Annotated in this window: 13 protein-coding genes; 5 read left to right on the top strand and 8 right to left on the bottom strand. The window is 60.5% G+C overall.

From position 1 onward, the window contains the following. Window positions 1-7 precede the first annotated feature (7 nt). Both J2X76_RS25915 and J2X76_RS25910 read right to left on the bottom strand, forming a co-directional pair. Complete coding sequence (locus J2X76_RS25915) at window positions 8-802, bottom strand: transporter substrate-binding domain-containing protein (protein ID WP_310220588.1); 795 nt, start codon at window positions 800-802, stop codon at window positions 8-10. A 326-nt stretch (window positions 803-1,128) separates the two neighbouring features. Beyond that, the gene (locus tag J2X76_RS25910) at window positions 1,129-2,508 is read right to left on the bottom strand and encodes an MmgE/PrpD family protein (RefSeq protein WP_310220412.1); all 1,380 of its coding nucleotides are present in this window, start codon (window positions 2,506-2,508) and stop codon (window positions 1,129-1,131) included. 39 nt (window positions 2,509-2,547) lie between these two features. Here J2X76_RS25910 and J2X76_RS25905 point away from each other — a divergent pair, with 39 nt between their 5' ends. Next, window positions 2,548-3,522: a LysR family transcriptional regulator gene (locus J2X76_RS25905; RefSeq protein WP_310220410.1), complete on the top strand. Its 975-nt coding sequence runs from the start codon at window positions 2,548-2,550 to the stop codon at window positions 3,520-3,522. Window positions 3,523-3,799: 277 nt separating this feature from the next. Here the strand turns inward: J2X76_RS25905 and uxuA are convergent, their stop codons facing one another. The 6 genes from uxuA to J2X76_RS25875 all read right to left on the bottom strand — a co-directional run bounded on the left by uxuA (window position 3,800) and on the right by J2X76_RS25875 (window position 10,054). After that, window positions 3,800-4,999 (bottom strand): mannonate dehydratase, encoded by a 1,200-nt coding sequence (gene uxuA / locus J2X76_RS25900; protein ID WP_310220409.1) that lies wholly within the window; start codon window positions 4,997-4,999, stop codon window positions 3,800-3,802. A 10-nt stretch (window positions 5,000-5,009) separates the two neighbouring features. Beyond that, on the bottom strand, window positions 5,010-6,065 hold the full coding sequence (locus J2X76_RS25895; protein ID WP_310220408.1) for an L-idonate 5-dehydrogenase: 1,056 nt from the start codon (window positions 6,063-6,065) through the stop codon (window positions 5,010-5,012). Between the two features lie 68 nt (window positions 6,066-6,133). Next, entirely contained in the window at window positions 6,134-7,540 is a 1,407-nt protein-coding gene (locus J2X76_RS25890; RefSeq protein ID WP_310220407.1) for a TRAP transporter large permease, read from the bottom strand. A 4-nt stretch (window positions 7,541-7,544) separates the two neighbouring features. Beyond that, window positions 7,545-8,123, bottom strand: a complete 579-nt coding sequence (locus tag J2X76_RS25885) for a TRAP transporter small permease (protein WP_310220406.1) — start codon at window positions 8,121-8,123, stop codon at window positions 7,545-7,547. A 182-nt stretch (window positions 8,124-8,305) separates the two neighbouring features. Beyond that, entirely contained in the window at window positions 8,306-9,280 is a 975-nt protein-coding gene (locus J2X76_RS25880; RefSeq protein ID WP_113127501.1) for a sialic acid TRAP transporter substrate-binding protein SiaP, read from the bottom strand. Between the two features lie 60 nt (window positions 9,281-9,340). Then, a complete protein-coding gene (locus J2X76_RS25875; protein ID WP_310220405.1) occupies window positions 9,341-10,054 on the bottom strand; it encodes a FadR/GntR family transcriptional regulator in 714 nt (237 codons plus the stop codon). A 317-nt stretch (window positions 10,055-10,371) separates the two neighbouring features. On the opposite strand from J2X76_RS25875, the gene J2X76_RS25870 reads away from it, so the two are divergent. The 4 genes from J2X76_RS25870 (at window position 10,372) to J2X76_RS25855 (ending at window position 15,675) form a co-directional block, all read left to right on the top strand. Beyond that, a complete protein-coding gene (locus J2X76_RS25870) occupies window positions 10,372-10,881 on the top strand; it encodes an RNA polymerase sigma factor (RefSeq protein WP_113283465.1) in 510 nt (169 codons plus the stop codon). Between the two features lie 76 nt (window positions 10,882-10,957). Beyond that, a complete protein-coding gene (locus tag J2X76_RS25865; protein WP_310220404.1) occupies window positions 10,958-11,971 on the top strand; it encodes a FecR family protein in 1,014 nt (337 codons plus the stop codon). 380 nt (window positions 11,972-12,351) lie between these two features. Next, window positions 12,352-14,802, top strand: coding sequence for a TonB-dependent hemoglobin/transferrin/lactoferrin family receptor (locus tag J2X76_RS25860; protein ID WP_310220403.1), 2,451 nt, complete (start codon window positions 12,352-12,354; stop codon window positions 14,800-14,802). 87 nt (window positions 14,803-14,889) lie between these two features. Further along, entirely contained in the window at window positions 14,890-15,675 is a 786-nt protein-coding gene (locus J2X76_RS25855; protein ID WP_310220401.1) for a hemolysin, read from the top strand. Window positions 15,676-15,678: the final 3 nt, after the last annotated feature.

Genomic DNA, 15,678 nt, shown 5'->3' with positions numbered 1-15,678 from the left:
ATTCGCTTCACTGAGCTGCGGAAAGCGCCTTCTGTTGCTGTTGCAGGTATTCGGTGCTCAGCAAACGGTTGGCTTTCGCGAATTCCAGAATCTTGCCGGAAGCGTGCAGCTTCTTGACGCTGGCGTCCAGTGCCGCCGTGGTATCGGCCTCGCCCTTTCGCAGCCAGATCACCGAGTCCGACGGAATGAGCTCGGTCGGAAAGAGGATGGCGTAGTCCTTCCACTCTTCGGGCCGGTCCTGCAGCAGGAGGCCGAGGGTGGCGCCGACATGGACGGCGACGTCGCAATTGCCGCCCTGCAGGGCAAGGAGCGATTCCGGCTGGCTCGGCAGCGCCTTCACCTGCGCACCATACTCCTCGATCAGCGGCTGCGTGTAGTTGGAGCCCTGGGAGACGCAGGCCGTTTTGCCCTTGAGGCCGGACCAGTCCTTCAGGCCGCTGTCCTTGCGGCCGATCGCTGCTCCGCCGGCACGGTCATAGGCCGTCGGCACGTAGCCGAGCACTTTGGCGCGCTCCTCGGTGTATTGCATGTTGGCGATCAGGATATCGACCTTGCCCTGCTGCAGGAACTGGACGCGGTTGGGCGGCGTCACCGTCACGGTCTCCAGCTTCACCCCGAGATCGTCGGCAAGGCCCCTGGCGATGTCGAGATTGAAACCCTTCTGCTCCTGCGTCTTCGGATCGATGAAGCCGAACGGGGCGCCCGACAGGATGACGCCGACGGTCAACGTGCCGCGCGCCTTGATCCGGTCGAGTGTCGCATCGGCCGATGCCGTCGTCGCACTCAAGGCGCAGATGGACATGGCAAGCGCGAAAAGGGATTTGATCGGGGTCTTGGATGGCATGCGGAAGGCTCCTGTTTTTTGCCGGAGACTACGCGAAGGCTTCCTGGCCCGCGAGGAACAACGTTCTAGACGGCTGGAGGTAGCGGACAGATGTTTCCGGAAAGGCGGCGAGAGGCAGAACGGGTATTTTGCCTTGAGGATCGCAATGCCTGCCAGCTTGGATTGAGCGGCGCCCTGTCCTTCAAATGAGAAAGAATGAGCGCGCCATGCCTACTGCGATGCCGAGGACTCGGGAGCAGACGGCATAGGATGAGAGCGCCGCAACCATTTAGCGTCCAACAGGATTACCGCCTTTCAGAATGAGTATCTGCGATCAGCTTCCAGAATGCTGTGTCTTCGGACAGATCCTCGAAATCCGCCAGGTCTCGAAGACGGAGATAAAGGGATCCGGAACTGTTCCGATTTCCCCAGCTCAGGCAATCCGCAAACTTGGCTTTTCGCTCGCAATCGCTCAATGGCGCTTCCAGCGAGCCTTTCGCGTGCAAGCGCGATTTGCTGTAGATACGGCCCTCGCGTGTCGTGACGGTGACGATGTGCGGAAGGCGCTCCACGCCTTTTTCCTCGTCGGCCGAATAGGGCAGCATTTCGATGCGCGGCATGAATTGCCGGGTTTCCGGTCGCCCGATCTCCTGCCGTGTAAAGTCGGAAAGGCTGAGGGAGCCTTTGAGGAAGGCGGTCGCCAGGCAATATTGCATCGAGAAGCGCGCCTGCATCTCGTCGGCGGGGTCGGGATAAGCGAGGTTGCGGGCAGCGGATATGCCGACTTTTGTTTCGATCCTGCCAATGTCGCCTGCCAAAAGCCCATGCTCCTGTTTCAGATCCAGAAGCGCGTCGATCGCGCGATGGGTCGAGGCGCAGCACGGATGGCGCTTTGTCACCACGCCCCGGCTTTCGATGACATGCTCCTCGCCGAATGTCAGGTTTTCCCAACCCTTGGCATCAGCCCCTCCGAAAAGATCGAGGAAGCCTTGCGGCCGCTCGAGGATATCGGACCGCCCGCTCATGCCCGCGAGCGCCATGCGCGCCGCATCCACGGCATTGCGCGCTGCAATGCCGGCGTGAAGCGGCTTGGCGGTCGTGCCGAATTGGCCTTTCGGGCCGCACGCAAAGCTTGTTGCGAGGCTCATCGCCATGGCCAGGCTCTCTTCGTCGGCGCCGAGAAGCCGCGCCACGCCAGCCGCTGCCCCAATGCTGCCGACCGTCGCCGTCGCATGCCAGCCGATGTTGTAGTGAGAAGGATTGACGCCGAAGCCGACTGCCGCTTGCGCCTCCAGCCCGATCAGGTAACCCTCAAGGAACCGCTTGCCGCTCATGGCCTTGCCGCTCGCAACGACCGCCAGCAGCGCCGGTACCAGCACCGCGGAAGCGTGGGCCCTCGCGGGATGAAAATTGTCATCGAAATCCAGTGCATGCGCTGCGGTTGCGTTGATGAGCGCGGCAAGCGAAGGCGAGGCGGAGCCGCCGGTGACGAGCCGCGCTTTGCCGCCTGCGGCGATTTCTCCGTCGAAGGCGCGGGTAAGCGCGGCTACGCTTTCATCGCCCCTGCCTGCGATCATGCAGCCGATGGTGTCCACCACGGCATCCCCTGCGCGGCCCATGGCGAGTTCCGAGAACGCCGTTCGCGACATGACCTGTTGCGCAATCCTGCCGAGAATGGTGGCCATTGACGAAAGTCTTTCCTTGAGTTTGGTTCTCAGCGGAAAATGTTCAACTTCCCCCAGGTCCGCAATCTTATGCGGTTTGCGGGTAGGGCTATCGATATTGGAGATGGAATGGCGCGGGACACGAGTGCGGCGATCAGCCTGAAGCATATCGAGGCCTATGACGCCATTGCCGCGACGGGCTCGACGATCGCCGCTTCCGCCGAGCTTGGGATTTCGCAATCCAATGCCAGCCGCCTCTTGCAGCAACTGGAAGACTATCTCGGCGTCCGGCTTTTCGAGCGGGAAAAGAACCGGCTTCAACCGACCCGCGAGGGGCTGCAACTCGGTCCGGAAATCCGTGCCATTTCCGACCGGCTGCGCGCCTTGAAAACGGCGGCGATGGAGCTCGAGAGCGGGCGGTCGCGCGAAATCATGCTGCGGCTCGCCTTTCCCTCCAGCCTTTCCTTCACGCGCATTCCGAAGCTGGTGAAGAGTTTTCTCGCAGCGAATGGGCCGATGCGCGTCGAGGTCGCATCCGGCAGCTACCTCGCGATCGAACGGATGGTGGCCGATGGCGAGGCTGATCTGGGCTTCACGCGTCTGCCGCTGATGAGCCCGGGATTGAAACAGGAGAAGATCCTGTCGTCGCGGGTCATCTGCGCCCTGCATAACGATCATCCCAAGGCCGGCAGCGAGCTGTTATCGGTCGGCGATCTGAAGGGGCAGGATCTGATCATGCTGAACAGGGAGCGCCCCGTTCGCCATGAGCTGGAGGCGTTGTTCTACAAGGCCGGCATTCGCAAGCGCCCTCTCCTCGAAGCGCATTCGGTGGCGAGCGCTTGCGCGCTGGCCGCCCAGGGGCTGGGCATCGCGTTGGTCGGTGAGATCATCGCCCGCGAATATGCGACGCTGCCGCTGCAGTTCATTCCGCTCGAACCGGAGCTGCCAATTGCTTACGCGCTGGTCAGCGGAGAAAAATTTCCGATCCCGAGGGTCGCCAGCCTTTTCCTTGAGAGCATCTCGGACTGGGCGTGATGACCGCCAGCGGGCGAGCCGCAAGGCACCGGGCCAGAAGCTATCGAACGAGTTTCATGCGCCGATGCTCCAGGAAGGCGATCATCTTCCTTCCGTCGTCACAGCGCAGATATTTAAGAAAAGCTAAAGCATCTCTCGTTCATTCCCCACTCGAGGACGCTGTCTTGTGACTGATCGCCATTCGCGGTCCGACGAGGCGGCGGGATTTCAGCGGTCCCCGATCATAAGCCGGCAGGCGGGCATCGTTGCAAGCAACGGTGGGTGAGCACGCAGCCGATCATGCTCCCAGGCCGTAGCGGGCATGCGTCAGAGTTCGCTCGATGCCACGAAGCTCCGCCAGTCCCTTCAGCCGGCCGATGGCGGGATAGCCCGGTTGCGCACCGCGGGTCAGGTCGTCGAGGATTTCCTGCCCGTGATCCGGCCGCATGGGGATGCGATGATCCTCTCGGCCTTCCCCGCGCCGACGCGCCTCTTCCGAAAGCAGCGCGGCGATCACGGCAACCATGTCCGTCGTGCCTTCCAGGTGCTCGTCCTCGAAGAAAGAGCAGGGGACCGTGTCGGTGTCCCGCGTCACATTCCGCAGATGCACGAAATGGATACGGTCGGCAAAGCGCGAGGCGATGAAGGGCAGATCGTTATCGGCCCTTGCGCCGAGCGAGCCGGTGCAGAGCGTCACGCCGTTGGCGCGCGCGCCGACCTGATCCAGCATGTGTGCGTAATCGGCTTCGGTCGACAGGATGCGCGGAAGGCCGAGCAACGGCCAGGGCGGATCATCGCCATGAGCGCAGATGTTGATGCCGACCTCCTCCGCCACAGGCGTGACTTCGGTCAGGAAGTCGATGAGATTCTGCTGCAGTCGTGCCCGGTCGATACCCTGGTAGGAGCGAAGCTTCTCCAGCAGCTGGTCGAGCGAATAACCGTCCGCCGAGCCCGGCAACCCGGCCCCGATGTTCTTGCCCAAGGCCGCGATCTTCGCATCGGCCATCCCGGAAAACCGCTCCGCCGCCTGCTCCTGAAGCCATGCAGGGTAATCGCCGGCAGCCTCGGGACGTTTGAGGATATGGATATCGAAGGCGGCAAAATCGCTCAGGTCGAACCGCATGGCCTTGGCGCCATGGCGTGCCTCCCAGCGCAGGTCTGTACGTGTCCAGTCGAGGACCGGCATGAAATTGTAGCAGACCGTGCGGATGCCGGAGGCCGAAAGACGCCGCAGCGTTTCCTGCCAATTCCCGATATGGCGTTTCCAGTCGCCGGTCTGCGTCTTGATGTCTTCGGAAACCGGAACACTCTCCACGACATCCCACACCAGGCCGCCGGCCTTGATCTCCTCGTGTCGCCTGGCGATCTCGTCGACCGGCCAGACTTCGCCCGTCGCAATATGGTGGAGCGCCGAGACGATGCCTTCCGCGCCGGCCTGCGCCGCATCTCTTACGCTCACCTTGTCGATCGGGCCGAACCAGCGCCACGTATGTCTCATGTCTTGTCCTTCAGGCTTTGTCAGTGTGTTCGAATGTGATCTGCACCTTGCAGGCCCGGGAACGATCTCCGGCCTGCTCGAAAGCGGCAGTCGCCGCGTCAAGCGGGAAACTGTGCGAAATGATCGGCCGCACATCAATGCGCCGCGTTGCGATCAATCCGACCGCCTCGGCGAATTCCGCATGGAAGCGTTGTGAACCGCGCCAGACGATCTCCTTGCCGACCAGCGCGTTGACCGGGATCGTCATGTCGCCGGTCACGCCCACCTGGACCAGGGTTCCGCGCGGTTTGATCGTAGCAAAGGCCGAGCGCAGGGCCGGCGCTGCCGCCGAGCATTCGAACACCACGTCGAAACTGCCCTTGTTGTCCTGAAAGGGAAGAAGCCCGTCCGGATTTGAAGCGACGTTGATCGTCTCGGTCGCCCCCATGGCTGGCGCGCGAGCTAGGGCCGCGTCGGCGAGATCCGTCACCACGATCCTGGCGGCACCCGCCTGCCGGGCCGCGGCAACCGTTAGAAGCCCGATGGGGCCAGCTCCCGTGACCAGCACATTGCGGCCGGACAGGTCTCCGGCCTGGGCGATCGCATGCAGGCACACGGCCAGCGGCTCCGCGCAGGCGGCCTCTCCCGGGGACACATCATCTCCCACCGGGTGGCACTGGATGGCGGGGACGACCAGCCGCTCGCGGAACATGCCGTTTTCGTGCGGCAGGCGCATGGCCGAGCCCATGAAGCGCATGTCGAGGCAGTGGATCGGCTGGTCGGCCCGGCAGTATTGGCAATGGCCGCAGGGTTGCGACGGGTTGACCGCCACCACCGCCCCAAGATCTATTCCGGAAACCCCTGCACCCAGGGCTTCGACGAAGCCGGAGGCCTCGTGGCCGGCGACAATCGGCTCGCGAACGCGAACTGGGCCGAAGCCGCCATCCTGGTAATAATGCAGGTCCGAGCCGCAGATGCCGCCCGCCGCCATGGCCAGCAGCACCTCGCCCGGGCCGGGCGCGCGGTAATCAAGATATTCGATCCTGATGTCACGGATACCGTGGAGACGAGCGACGCGCGTCTTCATGCCTGGATGCCTTTCCTATCGAAGAGATCGTGTCCCGTACGCTTCAGAAAGCCGTACGGGACAGGGGTTCAGCGGATCAGTCCCATTTCCGTCGGCAGCCAGAGGGTGATGGTCGGGATGAACGTGATCAGCAGCAACGCGATGATGAGGGGCACCAGCCAGGGAATGATCGCCATCGTCGTGCGCTCGACGGACAGTCGCGCGACACGCGACAGAACGAAGAGCACCATGCCGAGCGGCGGATGCAGGAGGCCGATCATCAGGTTCAGCGTCATTATCAACCCGAAATGCACCGGATCGATACCGAACTGCTTGACTAGCGGCAGCAGGATCGGGACGAGGATGGTGATTGCCGCAATCGTATCGAGGAAGCAGCCTACGAACAGCATCAGCAGGTTCACCAGGATGAGGAAGAGCCATTTGTTGCTGGTGATGGAGAGGATCGCATCCGACAGAAGCTGCGCCGTCTGGCTGACCGTCAAAAGCCAGGCAAACACGGAGGCTGCGGCCACAATGAACAGGACGGATGCCGTCGTTTCAATCGTGTCGAAGGTCGCCTTTGCGATGGTTCTGAATGTCATGGTCCGGTAGCGCACCATGCCGAGAAACAGCGACCAGAGAACGGCCGCGACGGCTGCTTCCGTCGGCGTAAACCAGCCCATGGTCATGCCGCCGATCAGGATGACCGGGGTCATTAGCGCCATCACCGCGGAAAAGTTGAAATACCAGTCGCATATCAGCAGCACGGCCAGTGCAATGAAAATGGCAAAGTTGAGCGATAGGCCGAGCGTCAGCAGAACCCAGATGGTGGCCGGGACCATCATGACGACGAGGATCTCCGATGACGCGCCCATCAGGCCCCTGAAGCTGAATGGGGCATCCGAACCCCAGCGTTTGACATAGGCAAAGACCGCGACGGTGACCATCATCAGCACAGTCATGACGACGCCTGGCACGATGCCGGCCATGAACAGGGCGCCGATCGAGACATTCGCCATCATGCCGTAGATGACGAACGGCAGCGATGGCGGAAAGATCGGCCCGAGCGTAGCAGAAGCCGCGGTAACGCCGACGGCCGCTTCCACCGGATAGCCGTGATCGCGCATGGCCTTGATCTCGATGGTGCCGATGCCCGCTGCATCTGCCAGTGCCGTGCCCGACATGCCGGAAAATACCACCGAACCGATGATGTTGACCTGCGCGAGGCCACCCTTCATCCAGCCGACAAGGGCCACGGCGAAGCCGTAGATGCGGCCGGTGACGCCGGCGATATTCATCAGGTTGCCGGCGAGGATGAAGAACGGAACCGCCAGCAGCGGAAAGCTTTCGACGCCGGCAATCAGCCGCTGCGCGGCAATGATATCGGGCGCGACGTCATAGATGACAATGTACAGGACCGATGACACGGCCATGGAGACGGCGACCGGAAGTCCGATCAGCATCAGGACAAGAAACGAGCCTATGAGCAGCAGCATGGCGTCAATCCTCCACGCTCTGGAACGCTTCCGGTCGTTCCAGAACGGAATAACCCCGGCGCATGTTGGCGATGAAGACCTGGATCGAGCGCAGCAGCATCAGCACGAAGGCGGCAAGCACGGAATAAAAGACGATGTTGCGCGGCAGTTGCACCGTCACCATCTCCTCGTCCGCCACGATCTCCATGTAACGCCACATAAGCCATGATCCGTAGAGAAAGAAGCCGATGCGGATGAGATCCACTGCCGTCGCCATCACGCGGGTCACGCGGGCGGGCAGATAATGATAGAGGACATCCACCTGGATATGGCGTGATGTGCGCACGCACATCACTGCACCCAGAAACACCACGCCGATCAGGCAGTTGACGGCGATTTCCTCTGTCCACGCATAGCTGTTGTTGAGGACATAGCGCGTGAAGAACTGTAGGAAGACGCAACCCGTCATCAGCCAGAAAAGGGCCAGGGTGAGCCAGTCCTCGAACGCATAGGTGCTGAGATTGGCCTCGGCTGGCGCCTCGTCAAATGTATGGGCAAGTTCTTCAGGCGTAACCTGGGTATGAATTTCCTGCGACGCTGACATCGATAGCATCCTGTCCGGATATGAACCTCACTGCGCCGGGAAAACGTTCGCCGGCCGGGCGAACCGCCGCAGCCTTCGGAAAGGTGCGGCGGGCCCGGCTGGTGACCCGCCAATACGGCAGGTCCCATGCGCAATGGAAGGAATTGTCGAACAGGCGCGGTCCCGCAGACCGCGCCATGGGCTTACTTGATTGCGCGGATTGCTTCCCAGTCGGCCTTTTCATAGCCGAACTCTTCGAGCTTGACCTTCTCGACGACGTTCTTCAGGAAGTCTGCCTTGTCGACTTCCGTCACGGTCAAGCCCTTCTTCTTGAACTCGTCGACCAGTTCCTTTTCCCGGGCGTCGATCGCTTTCGACGAACGCACGCTGGCTTCCTGCGCGACGTCGGAGAAGATCTTCTTGTCCTCGTCCGACAGACTGTTCCACAGTTTCTTTGAAAACAGCGTGTTGAGGTGGTCGACGATATGGCCGGTCAGGACGATATTCTTCTGCACCTCATAAAACTTCTTCGCCTCGATCGTGGTCAGCGGATTTTCCTGTGCGTCGACCGTGCCATTCTGCAGGGCGAGGTAAACTTCGGCAAAGGCGATCGGCGTTGTATTGGCGCCGCAGGCCCGCGGCATGGCGAGGTAGGCTGGAACATCCGGCACGCGCATCTTCACGCCCTGAAGGTCGGCGCACTTGGAAATCGGCTTGTTGGATGTGGTGTGGCGCGTTCCGTAATAGGTTACGGCGGCGATATGGTTCCCGGTCTTGTCTTCATAGCCCTTGGCAAGACGCTTGAAGATGTCGCTCTTGGTATAGGCGATCAGGTGGCTCGCATCGCGGAAGATGTAGGGATAGTAGGTGACGCCGATCGGCTTGTAATCGCGCGCCGCGAAGCTGGACCCGGAGATGATGATATCCACGGTGCCGAGCTTGAGGCCCTGGTTGATGTCGGCTTCCTTTCCGAGCTGCGAAGCCGGATAGACTTCGATCTTGTAGCGTCCATTGGTCCGCTTGGCGATCTCGCCGGCGGCCCAGACGGAGTCCGTGTGGAACGGCTCGGATGTCTCGTAGACATGAGCCCATTTCAGCACGGTTTCGGCATGCGCCGAAAGCGTCGAGGCAATGATGACGGCGGCGGCACCAAGCAATGTCTTCAGTCGATGTCTCATTCTTTCCTCCCAGTGAAACGGAACTGTATGGTCCGGCCCCCCGCAATCCATGGCGGAGGGTCAGTCTTCTCTTGTCGGCTCCTCCCCGAAGCTTTCAGAGAATCTCTTCTGCGCCAGCGTCAGGTGACGACGCATGGCCTCGCGGGCCGCGGCAGGGTCTCCCGCGGCAATGGCGTCACGAATGACGCGGTGCTCCTCAAGCGCCAGCTTCCATGTGTGCGGACCTTCGAAGTAGCTGGCGAGTTTCGTGAAGTATGGCGACATCCGCGTATCGTAGATCAGGCCGGTGAAGTGCTTCAGCGCGGAATTGCCGATAATGTCGGCGATCGTGGTATGAAAATCGCGGTCGCAGGCGAGCGCCGCAGAGGCGTCGTCCAGCGACCGCTCCATGCGCTCCAGCAGCAGATCGATCCGGGCAATGCTCTCGGGTGTCACGAGACGAGCAGCCTCTTCCGCGATGCCGCTTTCGATCAGGCATCGCGCCTGAAGGATCTCGAGGGGACCGCCCCTGTCGTCGTTCGCCAGGACGCTGCCGGGCTGGCGCGGGCCGCTGCTGATGTAGACGCCGGATCCCATCCGGATCTGGATCCGGCCTTCGACCTCGAGCACGATCAGAGCCTCGCGGACTGTTGGCCGCGATACGGAAAATCGCTCGGCCAACTCCCGTTCAGGCGGAAGCCTCGATCCCGGCTTCAGCTCCCCCGTATCGATCAGCGCACGAATCTGCTCCGCGACCTGGCGATAAAGCCGGCGCGGCTCCAAAGCCACGAACATCGAACTCCTCCGAGCAGATCTCTCCCTGATCCGCAAGCGGTCAGATTGTCTGACCAATTTCTACTATGGGTTAATCGAAAAATCTGTCAAGCGCCGTGGCGGCAGGAAAAACGCGCCGTTCAGCATTTTCTTGGAGAGCCGGCATCGATCAATATGTGCGTCCTATCTTGGGGGAGGAAACATTCGCAGACATTCCAGCCAAGGCTCCGGATTGAAAAATCGACAAAATAATTTGATAATTTTACTCATCTTTTTCAGTGCGGCGGCACAATCTAGCGTATAGGACCTATCGGCATGATAGGGACTGGTGGTCGGATATGGATGTTGAGGGCGATAACAGGGATGGCTTGTATTCCAAATACCGCGCCACCCTGGTTTCCTACGCAGTTCCATTTGTCGGGTCTCGGGAAGAAGCCGAAGAGATCGTGCAGGAAGCATTTGCCAAGCTCCTGCCTGACAGCCTGAAGGGCGTAAAATCGCCGATCGCCTATCTCCACACGATGGTTCGCAACCTTGCGATCAATCGGCGAAGACGGCAGCGATATGAAATCGAACAGGCAACCGTTCATGCGCCGGAATGGATCCAGCCGCTGAAGATGCCGTCTCCAGAACAACAGGCCGTCATCAACGATCAGGTCAGGCTGCTTGCCGCTGCGTTGGAAAGTTACCCGGACCAGACCCGTGTCATTATCGAAATGCACCGGTTCGACGGATATACTTTGCAGGAAATCGCCACCCGTCTCGACATGTCCGTGACGAGCGTGCATCGCATTCTGTCCTCCGCTATCGCCGACCTGGCCAAAAGACTGAGTGGAGACCGGAAATGATACGGAAAAAATTTCCGCTCCGTTTGTCTAGCTATTTGTATCGGCGAATACCCATCACGTTTAGGGCAGAAGGCGCATGACACAATCCAATTCTTCGGGCGACATGCCTGACGCTATACGAGAAGAAGCGACCGCCTGGCTCTTGCGTGACGAGATACCTCACTGTCGTAGCGACTCGTTTGAAAGCTGGCTGGCGCAATCGGCTCAGCATCGGCAGGCATGGGACGAAGTCCAATCGCTGTGGCAGATGCTCCCGGCTACTCTTCCACACTACGACCGCCTGACATCTCCTCGCGAACCTTCGGCCCCGGCGAAGGCGCCGGCAAGAGCCGTCCGACGCCGCCTGAGCTGGGCGGGATCAGGCGCAAGAATTGCGGCAGGCGGTGGTTTGCTCGCCATGCTCAGTCTCGCCGCATGGATTGTCATGCCCGGCCTTATCGTTCAGTGGCAGGCAGACTACCGGACATCCGTCGCTGAAACCCGCGCTGTGGTGCTGGAGGATGGAAGCGTTGTGCAGCTCGGTGCAAAAAGCGCCATCAAGACACATTTCACCCAAGGCCGGCGCGAGATAACGCTGCTGGTTGGAGAAGCCTTTTTCAATGTCGTCCACGATGTCGCCCGTCCGTTCGTCGTTGATGCGCAGAACGTAAAGGTCGAAGTCGTCGGAACAGAGTTCGATGTCGGATTGGGCAAGGACACAACCGAGGTCGTTCTTGCGCGCGGGCTCGTTCGTGTCTCCCTGCCCCAGAACGGCGGGGTGAAAGGTGAAGTGCTGTCGCCGGGAGACCGGCTGACCGTTGATCGGCGATCCGGAGAAACAAGCCTTGAAAAGGTAGCGCCGGAAGATATCGGCGCTTGGCGAAATGGTCGGCTGTTCGTCGTCAATTCCAGCATCGGCGCGGTAATTGATGAAATACAGCGTTACCATTCCGCCTGGATAACGATACCCGATCGCTTGCTGTCTGATACGCGCGTGACCGGCATTTATGATCTGTCCGATCCGGACAAGGCGCTGGCGGCTCTGGTCAGCCCTTTTGGGGGAAATGTCTACAGCCTTGCTGATGTCGGACGCGTCGTGACCCGATACTGAAGATCGGGTCGCCAACAAACTTTTCATTTTCGCACAAAATTCCGGAAAAAATCTTGAGTCTGTTTGTCTAGATTTTAGGCCCCCAATGAGCGGCCTGAAGTGAGGGATACAGGGGCAGGATGACTCGGTATGTGTTGAGTTCGATGCGTCGGCGGCGCATCGTCAGAGGATTGTGGGCGACGACGGCTCTCGTCATCGCCCACGTTGCCGGCATCGGCGGCGTTTACGGCCAGGACGGCCAGGTTTTGCAAGGCGCTGGGCCTGCGCGCGAAGTGAGGACTTTCGATATCCCGGCGCTTCGCGTGTTGAGCGCGATCGGCGCGTTCAACCGGCAATCGGGCCTTCAGGTAAGTCTCCCTGCCGGCGTGGGATCGGATACCATGACCAATGCCGTCCGTGGCAGCTATCCGGCTGAGGAGGCGCTGCGGATCATGCTGAAGGGGACGGGCGTCACCTATCGTTTTGGCCAGGCAGGTGAAGCCATCCTCGGTTCAAGTGGCGACCAGGATGCCGCCGATGAGACGACGCTACGGCCGATCATCCTCAAAACGGGTCGCAACGCCAATACGGGACCGGGTTATCAAGGCACGCCCGACTGGGTCTATGAAGAGCCGGCAAGCGTCAGCGTCGTGTCGCGGGAGGCAATCGAGAGCAATCCCGCGGCACGCAGCGCCGCCGATACGCTGGATTCCGTCCCGGGCCTCATCACCAATCGCGCGGAAGGCCAGAAACCCGGCATCTCGGTCAATGTCCGCGGCCTGCAAGACATGGGCCGCGTGACGACGAGCATCGATGGCGCGCGGCAGAATTTCCAGCGGTCGGGTCACGGCGGTTATCAGCAGACTTTCGTCGATACGGCCTTCATCCGCGCGATCGAGGTGGAGAAGGGAGCGGTGAGGGGCGTCGGCGGCGCCGGATCGCTTGGCGGCCTCGTGGACTTCCGGTCCGTCAGCGTGGACGACATCCTCGAGACGGGCAAGGACATGGGCGGTGAGATCGAAGGGGGTACGGGAACGAATGCCTACAATTTTGTCGGCTCCGCAATCGGCGCCATTCGCTTGTCCGAGGATTTCTCGCTGCTCGGCGGCATCGCCGTCCGCAACATAGGCGACTACAAGATCGGCACTCGTGGGGCACTGGCGCCACCGGACCTGACGGTGCGAAACGACAGCGTCCTCTTCTCGCGCCGCGAGGTCGTCAACACGCTTTTGAAGGCGGAATGGGATGTCACCGACGATCTGAACTTTGTCGGCACCTGGATGCATTTCGATTCGACCGGGGCGAGCGGGGGCTACGCGACGCTCCCCAACGAGCAGGATTACGTCAACGATACATTGACCGGCACCTTTGTCTACGACCCGGAATCGGAACTGGTCGATGCGAAATTGCGTGTCTGGTACAACGACACCGGCAACGACGAAAAGCGGGACTACGGCAACCCCCAAACCGACAACTATTCCTACGGGATGAAGAGCTTCGGCGGAAGCATCGAGAACACGAGCCGCTTTTCGCTGTCCGTCGGCGATCTCTCGCTCCATTATGGCGTCGAAGGTTATCAGGATACGGGCGATACATCGGGCCCCAGCCCGGTAGCGGCGGCTTTCGATCCGGCCTGGGGGCTGCGAGGCGCAAATCCCCCCGGAAAGCGCTGGATGATGAGCGGCTTCGCCAGCGCCACGCTGCAGCATGACAACTGGCTGACCCTGACCGGCGGCCTGCGTTACGACCATTATCGTCTGTGGGGATCGACGGTCGTCCTGAATGAGCGCCGGGTCACGACACCGCCGAATAACTGCCTGCAATGGCAGGACATCGATGGTAACGGAACGCCGGATCCGAACGGAGTCTGGGCCAATGCGGATGGTTCGATCATCCTCGATGGATCGGCACCAAATCCGGGGCCGGGGTTCGATTTCTATACTCCGACCTGCGATCAGTGGCAGAATCCAGGCGGCACGCAAACTGTTTACGATAGCCTTGCGGTTGATGTGGACCAATCTGGCGGCGCCTGGCTTCCGTCTGCCACGGTCGCGGTCAAGCCGTTCGAATGGCTGCAGCCGTTTGTCAGCTATTCGCGAAGCTATCGTCCGCCTGCAGTTTTTGAAGCGCTTCTTTCCGGTGGACATCCCAATCTGCCATTCGAAAACGCACCCAATCCGGACATCCGGCCGGAAAGGGGGGAGACGTGGGAGTTCGGTGTCAATGTTTCGCAGAACGGTGTATTAACCCCGGATGACAGCTTTCGCATGAAGGCCGTCTATTTCCGCCGCAATATCAAAGACTACATCAGTCTCGGCTACAACTGGTACGAGCCAATAGGCCGTGATCAGTCTTATCTGACCTCAGTCAATCTCGATGGCATCACCAAGATGCGGGGTATCGAGATTGAAGCAAGCTATGATGTTGGTTATGCCTATATCGGTGGTTCCTACACTCATACCGAGACAGACTGGGCCGACACTTACACGCCGATAGAGCAGTCTGGTGGAAGCGGGATCGATACGACTCCCGATCCAACTGTTCTTTATCGTCCTCCGAAAGAGAAGTTCACGTTAGATTTCGGCACACGCCTGTTCGAAGAGCGCCTTGTGCTTGGCGTTCGCGTGAATCATGTCAGCGAAACGGAAGCCGGTTTTGGCCAGCTCGGGAACTACATGAACCCGGCATATACGACCTACGACCTTTATGGCTCGTTCGACGTCACCCCACAAGCCAAGCTGCGTTTCGGCGTCGCGAACCTGACTGACGAGCGGTACGTCCCTTCGCTCGGCATTTCATCCTATCCCGCGCCCGGCCGGACCTACACCGCTTCGTTGAAAATGAAGTTCTGAGCCGGCGCAGACAAGACATCCGCGCGTGATTGTTGCGGAACCGAGGTTCGCCATGTGGCGGACAATACTAAAACCAAGGAGATGAAAATGGTTGCAACTATCAATCTGACATCGGCCAACCGTGATTTGGTCGGGTATTTCACCAGCTGGCAGAACAATTTCGGGTATAACGGCAACGGTGACTTCAGCCCCAATTTCGCTGCCGCCACTCAATGGGCTGCTGGAAACACCGCCGGCACGACCAATACCGGCGTCATCCTGAACGGCAACTTCGCCTATGTTCCTCCGGGCGGGTTTACCGGCACGGTGAACAATCTCCAGTTCGGCACGGACCTCAACGGTTCGGCCGCTACCGGCTTCAGCCTTGCGACCGCCGGTCTGACCGTACAGATCGGCGACGCCCCGAATGCGACCTTCAACGGTGCGATCTATTCGCTGTCGCACGGCGGCAGCTTCACCGGTGTCACGGCGTCGAGCGGCAATGCCCAGCCGGGCCTCTACGACTATTTCGGAGAGGTAGGGACGGTGCAAAACGGCACGATCGGAGCAGACACACTTTATAGCTTCGATGGCAACGACACGTTGAACGGCGGCGCCGGCCGTGACAGCTTCGTGTTCGACCGCGACATCGACGGGGCGCTGTCCACGACGATCGGGCATGACACGGTCACCGGCTTCACCGCCGGCGCAACAGGCGATCTCCTGCGCTTTGCGCTTCAGAGCACCGCATTCGACACCTTTGCGGAAGTCTATGCAGCGGCCACGCAGGTCGGTGCGGACACGGTGATCGACCTCGGTTCGCTGGGCGACATCACGCTTGCCAACGTGACCAAGACCAATCTGGTCGCCGGCAATTTCGAATTCGTCGCTTGAACC

The sequence above is a fragment of the Neorhizobium sp. 2083 genome (assembly GCF_031455615.1).
Taxonomy (GTDB): Bacteria; Pseudomonadota; Alphaproteobacteria; order Rhizobiales; family Rhizobiaceae; genus Neorhizobium.
The sequence above is the reverse complement of the archived record's forward strand: the minus strand, read 5'-3'. Positions and strand labels throughout refer to the sequence as shown.

Coding starts and splice junctions, on each gene's coding strand:
- J2X76_RS25915 (WP_310220588.1), bottom strand. CDS start 802: ATGTCCATCTGCGCCTTGAGTGCGACGACGGCATCGGCCGATGCGACA.
- J2X76_RS25910 (WP_310220412.1), bottom strand. CDS start 2,508: ATGGCCACCATTCTCGGCAGGATTGCGCAACAGGTCATGTCGCGAACG.
- J2X76_RS25905 (WP_310220410.1), top strand. CDS start 2,548: ATGTTCAACTTCCCCCAGGTCCGCAATCTTATGCGGTTTGCGGGTAGG.
- uxuA (WP_310220409.1), bottom strand. CDS start 4,999: ATGAGACATACGTGGCGCTGGTTCGGCCCGATCGACAAGGTGAGCGTA.
- J2X76_RS25895 (WP_310220408.1), bottom strand. CDS start 6,065: ATGAAGACGCGCGTCGCTCGTCTCCACGGTATCCGTGACATCAGGATC.
- J2X76_RS25890 (WP_310220407.1), bottom strand. CDS start 7,540: ATGCTGCTGCTCATAGGCTCGTTTCTTGTCCTGATGCTGATCGGACTT.
- J2X76_RS25885 (WP_310220406.1), bottom strand. CDS start 8,123: ATGTCAGCGTCGCAGGAAATTCATACCCAGGTTACGCCTGAAGAACTT.
- J2X76_RS25880 (WP_113127501.1), bottom strand. CDS start 9,280: ATGAGACATCGACTGAAGACATTGCTTGGTGCCGCCGCCGTCATCATT.
- J2X76_RS25875 (WP_310220405.1), bottom strand. CDS start 10,054: ATGTTCGTGGCTTTGGAGCCGCGCCGGCTTTATCGCCAGGTCGCGGAG.
- J2X76_RS25870 (WP_113283465.1), top strand. CDS start 10,372: ATGGATGTTGAGGGCGATAACAGGGATGGCTTGTATTCCAAATACCGC.
- J2X76_RS25865 (WP_310220404.1), top strand. CDS start 10,958: ATGACACAATCCAATTCTTCGGGCGACATGCCTGACGCTATACGAGAA.
- J2X76_RS25860 (WP_310220403.1), top strand. CDS start 12,352: ATGACCAATGCCGTCCGTGGCAGCTATCCGGCTGAGGAGGCGCTGCGG.
- J2X76_RS25855 (WP_310220401.1), top strand. CDS start 14,890: ATGGTTGCAACTATCAATCTGACATCGGCCAACCGTGATTTGGTCGGG.